Annotated in this window: 5 protein-coding genes; 4 read left to right on the forward strand and 1 reads right to left on the reverse strand. The window is 64.5% G+C overall.

From position 1 onward, the window contains the following. Positions 1-46: 46 nt before the first annotated feature. Positions 47-1,183: an ROK family transcriptional regulator gene (locus tag D2E23_RS02180; RefSeq protein WP_126029339.1), complete on the forward strand. Its 1,137-nt coding sequence runs from the start codon at positions 47-49 to the stop codon at positions 1,181-1,183. A 159-nt stretch (positions 1,184-1,342) separates the two neighbouring features. Here D2E23_RS02180 and D2E23_RS02185 read toward each other — a convergent pair whose 3' ends face one another. After that, positions 1,343-2,659 (reverse strand): O-acetylhomoserine aminocarboxypropyltransferase/cysteine synthase family protein, encoded by a 1,317-nt coding sequence (locus D2E23_RS02185; protein WP_126029340.1) that lies wholly within the window; start codon positions 2,657-2,659, stop codon positions 1,343-1,345. A gap of 303 nt (positions 2,660-2,962) precedes the next feature. Between D2E23_RS02185 and D2E23_RS02190 the strand changes: the two genes are divergently transcribed. The 3 genes from D2E23_RS02190 (at position 2,963) to D2E23_RS02200 (ending at position 6,122) form a co-directional block, all read left to right on the forward strand. Then, positions 2,963-3,844, forward strand: a complete 882-nt coding sequence (locus D2E23_RS02190) for a pyridoxamine kinase (protein ID WP_126029341.1) — start codon at positions 2,963-2,965, stop codon at positions 3,842-3,844. 221 nt (positions 3,845-4,065) lie between these two features. Next, the gene (locus tag D2E23_RS02195; protein ID WP_241227176.1) at positions 4,066-4,569 is read left to right on the forward strand and encodes a YraN family protein; all 504 of its coding nucleotides are present in this window, start codon (positions 4,066-4,068) and stop codon (positions 4,567-4,569) included. Beyond that, positions 4,569-6,122, forward strand: coding sequence for a YifB family Mg chelatase-like AAA ATPase (locus D2E23_RS02200; RefSeq protein WP_126029342.1), 1,554 nt, complete (start codon positions 4,569-4,571; stop codon positions 6,120-6,122). The genes D2E23_RS02195 and D2E23_RS02200 overlap by 1 nt, the downstream gene beginning before the upstream one ends. The last annotated feature ends 65 nt before the right edge of the window (positions 6,123-6,187 follow it).

Consider the following 6,187-nt stretch of genomic DNA (forward strand, 5'->3'; position numbering starts at 1 on the left):
TGCCCGTCGTCACCGATACAATGAACCGGGAAGAAAGGCTTTTCGATTGGCAACTGCAACAACGGCGCAGGTCAAGGTGCACAACCGCCATCAGGTGCTTGACCATATCTACCGCAATCAGGGCTCGTCCAAACAGGACATCATGCGCGCCCTGAACATGAGTCTGCCCACGATCACGCAGAACCTACGTGATCTGGAGTCCGACGGGCTGATTCGCCGCGGCGGCTTTCTCAAGTCGACCGGTGGGCGCAAGCCGCAGATCTACACGTTCAACAATCGTGCCGCCATCGCCATCGGCGTGCGTATGACCGCCCGGCAGATCATCCTGTGCGCGGTGGATCTGCGCGGCACGTGCATCAAGCGCGCCACCGGCCGTCTCCCCTATCGACATGCGCACGCCTACTATCACCGTATCTGTCAGCTCATCGAACAGTTCATCGGATCGTTGGGCGAAGACAGCGAGCATGTGATCGGCGTGGCCTTCTGCATGCAGGGCATCGTCTCCGCCGACGGGCGCAGCATCGCGTTCGGCGACATTCTGGGCAATACCGGTCTGAGTGTGGACGAGTTCGCCCGTGAGCTTACGGTGCCGTGCACGTTCATCCATGATTCCGACGCATCGGCCATGGCGGAGCTGTGGATGGATCCGTCGATCAGCGATGCGTTGTGTATCTATCTCGAACCGTATATGGGCGGCGCGGTGATCATCGACGGCCGGCTGCGGCAGGGCGGCACGATGAAGAACGGCACGATCGAGCATATGACCCTGGTGCCGGACGGCGACGACTGCTACTGCGGTCAGAAGGGGTGTGCGGACGTGTACTGTTCGGCGCGCGTGCTGCTCGAGCATCGTGACGAGACGCTGGACGAGTTCTTCAATCAGGTGCGCGACGACGAGTATGCGCATCGTCGCATCTTCGGCGTCTATCTCGATCATCTGGCGTTGGCGATCAAGAACATGTGCACCGTGCTCAACTGCGACGTGATCGTGGGCGGCAAGGCCGGACAGTTCTTCACCACCGACGACATCGCCGACCTGCGCGACCGCGTGCTGCGGATCAGCGCGTTCCCCGACGATGACTTCACGATCCGCAAGAGCGTCTGCCACCCCGATCAGGACGTGATCGGCTCCGCGCTGATCTACGTGCGCGAGTTCATGGACAGCGTCTGCGGCGCCGACTGATCCGAGGCCGATGACGCCGACGCACGGCGGCGGGATGGCGATCGACATCGATCATTGCGGGATGAATCCGTGTGGAAACAATAGAAGGGCGTGCGCCGCTCCCCCAGCGGTGCACGCCCGTATTCTTATGCGCGAGTAAGTTCCCCCGTCAGCGATTCGTCACTTGGCGAGACCGGACTTGCGCACGGCCTCGAAGCCGGCCTTGAGGTCGTCGAGGATGTCCTCGATGTTCTCGGTGCCGATCGACAGGCGGATGGTGCCCTGGTGGATGCCCTGATCCTCGAGCTCCTCCAGCGTCTCCTGGGAGTGCGTGGTGGAGGCCGGGTGGATGACGAGGCTCTTCACGTCGGCGACGTTGGCCAGCAGGCTGAACAGGTGCAGGTTGTCGATGAAGACGCGTGCCGCGTCCTTGCCGCCCTTGATGTCGAAGGTGAAGATGGAGCCGGCGCCGTTCGGGAAGTACTTCTTGTACAGCTCATGGTCGCGACGGCCCGGAATGCTCGGGTGGGACACGGACTCGACCTCGGGCACGGTCTGCAGGTACTCGACGACCTTCAGCGCGTTCTGCACGTGGCGCTCGACGCGCAGCGACAGGGTCTCGGTGCCCTGCAGCAGCAGGAACGCGGCGAACGGGGAGAGCGTGGCGCCGGTGTCGCGCAGCAGGATGGCGCGGATGCGGGTCACGAACGCGGCGCCGCCCAGGGCCTCGTAGAAGTTCAGGCCGTGGTAGGAGGGATCCGGCTCGGTCAGGGTCGGGAACTTGCCCGGCACCTCGGCCCAGTTGAACTTGCCGCCCTCGACGACGACGCCACCCAGCGTGGTGCCGTGGCCGCCGATGAACTTGGTGGCGGACTCAACGACCACGTCGGCGCCGTGCTCGAGCGGACGGAACAGGTACGGGGTGGCGAAGGTGTTGTCGACGATCACCGGCAGATGATGCTTGTGGGCGATCTCGGAGATGGCCTCGAAGTCCGGCAGGTCGGCGTTCGGGTTGCCGAAGGTCTCGAAGTAGACGAGCTTGGTGTTCTCCTGGATGGCGTCCTCGAAGTTCTGCGGAACCTCCGGGTCGACGAAGGTGGTGGTGATGCCGTCGCGCGGCAGCGTGTGCTTGAGCAGGTTGAAGGTGCCGCCGTAGATGTTCTTGGAGGAGACGATGTGGTCGCCGGACTGGGTGATGTTGCGCACCGCGTACTCGACGGCCGCAGCACCGGAGGCCACCGCGATGCCGGCGGTACCGCCTTCGAGGGCCGCGATGCGATCCTCGAACACACCCTGCGTGGAGTTGGTCAGACGACCGTAGATGTTGCCGGGATCGGCCAGTCCGAAGCGGGCCTCGGCGTGGTCGAAGTTGTGGAACACGTAGCTGGTGGTCGCGTAGATCGGCACGGCGCGGGAGTCGGTGGCCGGATCGGCCTGCTCCTGACCGACGTGCAGCTGCAGGGTTTCGAAGCGGTAGTTCTTGTTGGCTTCAGCCATGGGATTGTCTCCTTGTGTGGTGGGTTGTTGTGTTGTTGGTAGTGACAATATGCGGTCGAAGGGCTTGGTTTCAAGCCGAAACGGGCTTTTCGCTATCGGGCTTGGTTATAGCCTTTTCCCAACCCGTGAGGGCGCAAAGGGTTTGCCATGGGCGCATGACGCCCTTTCGACGCGGTTTTTGCGTGTGACACGCCGAAGGCCGCCGAGCCGGTCATCGTCGAGCAACGGTAGTCTGGACGGGAACGGCCCGACGTTCTCCGGCGTGCGGGCACGACCATGAGACCTTCGAGAAAGGTGAGAACCATGACCACGAACGACGACGCGGTGCTCTACCAGCGTGATCCCGCTTACATCCCCCGCATCGCGGCCGTGCACGACATGTGCGGCTATGGCAAGTGCTCGCTGACCGCGGCGATTCCGATCCTGTCGGCGGCCGGATGCGACGTGTGCCCGGTGCCCACGGCGCTGTTCTCCGCGCACACCATGTACAAGGACTACACGTTCCACGACACCACCGATATCCTGAACGACTATCTCGACGCCTGGGTCAAGGAGGGCGTGGAGCTTGACGGCGTGTATTCCGGATTCCTTGGCAGCGCCGATCAGGTGGCCATCATCCAGCGCCTGTACCGTGAGTACCCGAACGCCCTGCGTCTGGTCGACCCGGTGATGGGCGACGGCGGTCACATGTACCCCACGTACACCGCCGAACTGTGCGAGGCGATGGGCGCGCTGGCCGACGGCGCCGATGTGCTGATGCCGAACCTCACCGAGGCCTCGATCCTGACGGGACGCGACTACCCGGGCAAGAACCTGACCCCCGAAGAGGCCACCGACTGGGTAGGAGCGCTGCTTGACCTGGGCGCCAAGAGCGTGGTGCTCAAGGGCATCGATCGCGGCGACGGCAAGATCCGCAACTATGTGGCCACCACGGCCGCCGGCACCGACGGCGTGCTCGAGCTGGCGCACGAGAAGCTGCCGTACATGATCCACGGCACCGGTGACGCCTTCGCCTCGGCGCTGTGCGGTGCCGTGATGGCCGGTCGCACGCTCACCGACAGCGCCCGCATCGCCGGTGAATTCGTCCGTTCCGCCATGCAGTCCACGCGCAACCAGCCGCACTTCGAGGAGCGCGGCGTGAGCTTCGAACTCAGCCTCGGCGAACTCACCGACCTGGTGAAGTAACCGTCCCCAATGCCCATGGCTCCCCTTCCCGAGGGAAATCGTCCGCCTACGGATCATCCGCCCATGGCTCCCCTCCCCGAGGGGAGCTGTCCGCCTACGGCGGACTGAGGGGAGCCGCCACGTCCCATCCCTTTCCGCCACCTCGTGGGAAGGGGGCCACATTCGACCACATCCCCGCGTCTCCCTGGCCAAACCGCATCGCACGGTGGTGGACTCGAATCATGACAGATTCAATCACCACCCCAGCACCCACCGGCATCTCCTTCCTCATGGCCGGATCCGGCACCGTCACCGGCTCCTCCATCCCCAACCCCTTCGAGCAATTCAACAGACTCACCGCCGCGTTGCATGAACCAGGGCTCGCGCCGAAGCGACTCGGCGAACTCGGCGAGGACTACGGCGTCCTTTGGCTTGAGCGTCGCGGCTGGCGCATCGTGGACCGCAACTGGCGTTCCCGCTACGGCGAGCTCGACATCATCGCGGTCACCCCCGACGACCGTCTCTCGTTCGTGGAGGTCAAGACCAGACGCAACGCCAGTTTCGGCAGTCCCCAGTCCGCGGTGAACGCCCACAAGCAGACCACGCTTCGCCGTGCCGGCATTCAATGGCTGCAGGAGCACGGACGAACCGTTCCCCATGAATCCGTACGGTTCGATGTGCTGGCCATCAGCGTGCACGGTTCACGTCGCGCCCCGCAGGTGCAACTGATTCCAGGGGCGTTCTGATGCGCATCGGCACCACGCTGTCCGTAGGTCTGAACGGATTGAAGGCGTTCACCGTGAGCATGCAGGCATATATCTCCCCCGGGCTGCCGTATTTCAGCATCATCGGTCTGCCCGACACCTCACTGTCGGAAGCCCGCGAGCGTGTGAAGTCGGCCTGCGCCTCCGCCGGCTTCTCCTGGCCGGAGACGCGCGTGACCGTGAACCTATCTCCGGCGTCCCTGCCCAAAAGCGGCGCGGCCCATGATCTGGCGATCGCGGCAAGCGTGCTGTGCGCGGGCGGCGCGATCCCCCACGATTCGCTCGCCGACACGCTGGTGCTGGGCGAACTCAAACTCGACGGCACGGTACTGCCGGTGGCCGGCCTGCTGCCGATCCTGCTGCACGCGCGCAACAGCGGCATAACCCGGGCGTTCATTCCCCAAGGCAATCTCGAGGAGTCCGAACTCGTGCCCGACATCGACGTCGTACCGGTCCGTCACGTAGGCGAACTCATCGAACATATGGGTGGCAAGGCCAGCTACCGGATCCCGGACAATCCCTACGAGCTACGCATGCCTTCATTCGACGACCCGTTGAACGGCGAGATGGCGGACGGCACGTCGACGACCGGACTGGACATGGATCAGGTCATGGGTCAGGAGCATACGAAGTGGGCGTTGGAGGTGGCGGCCGCCGGCGGGCACCATGTCATCATGGTGGGGCCTCCCGGAGCGGGCAAGACGATGCTCGCCTCGCGTCTGCCCACGATCATGCCGCCGATGAACGAACGCCAGCAGTTGGAGGTCGCCTCGATCCGATCGTTGTGCGGCACGCTCACCGAATACGGCATCACCGACGTGCCGCCCTACGAGGCGCCGCACCACACCGCCAGCGTGGCCGCACTGGTCGGCGGGGGATCCGGCATGGCCCGCCCCGGCGCCATCACCCGCGCGCACAATGGCGTGCTGTTCATGGACGAGGCGCCGGAATTCCCGCCGCGTGTGCTGCAGACCATTCGGGAACCGTTGGAGACGGGGTATGTGGCGATCTCCCGGTCCAAGGGCAATGCCCATTATCCGGCCCGATTCCAACTGGTCATGGCCGCCAATCCGTGTCCGTGCGGCTTCGGCTGGGGCACCGGCGAGAAATGCGTGTGCAGCGTCAAGGAACGCACCAGATACTGGAATCGTCTGTCCGGTCCGATTCTCGACCGCATCGACATCCAGATCACCGTGCCGCCCATCGCCACGTTCGTTCCGATCAGCGAGACCCCGGCCGAGTCCAGCGCCACGATTCGCGCCCGAGTGGTCGAAGCCCGCAATGCCGCGGCCGAACGCTACCGATTCGAAGACTGGCCGTGCAATGCCAAGGCCAGCGGGGAATGGCTTCGCCGCAATACCTCGGGCAAGGCGCTGATACCACTCTCCCGAGCCGTGGAACAGCAGCGTCTCAGTCTTCGCGGCGCCGACAGGGCGCTACGTCTGGCATGGACACTGGCCGACGTCGACGGACGCACCAGCCCCAATGCGCAGGACGTCTCCTCCGGCATCGCCCTACGCACCCGACTCCGCTGACCGACCCGTGAACCCGCCATTCCCCCTCTCACCTCAAGGACCACCCATGTCAGAATCCCCCACAC

It is taken from the genome of Bifidobacterium callimiconis (assembly GCF_003952005.1).
Lineage (GTDB): Bacteria > Actinomycetota > Actinomycetes > Actinomycetales > Bifidobacteriaceae > Galliscardovia > Galliscardovia callimiconis.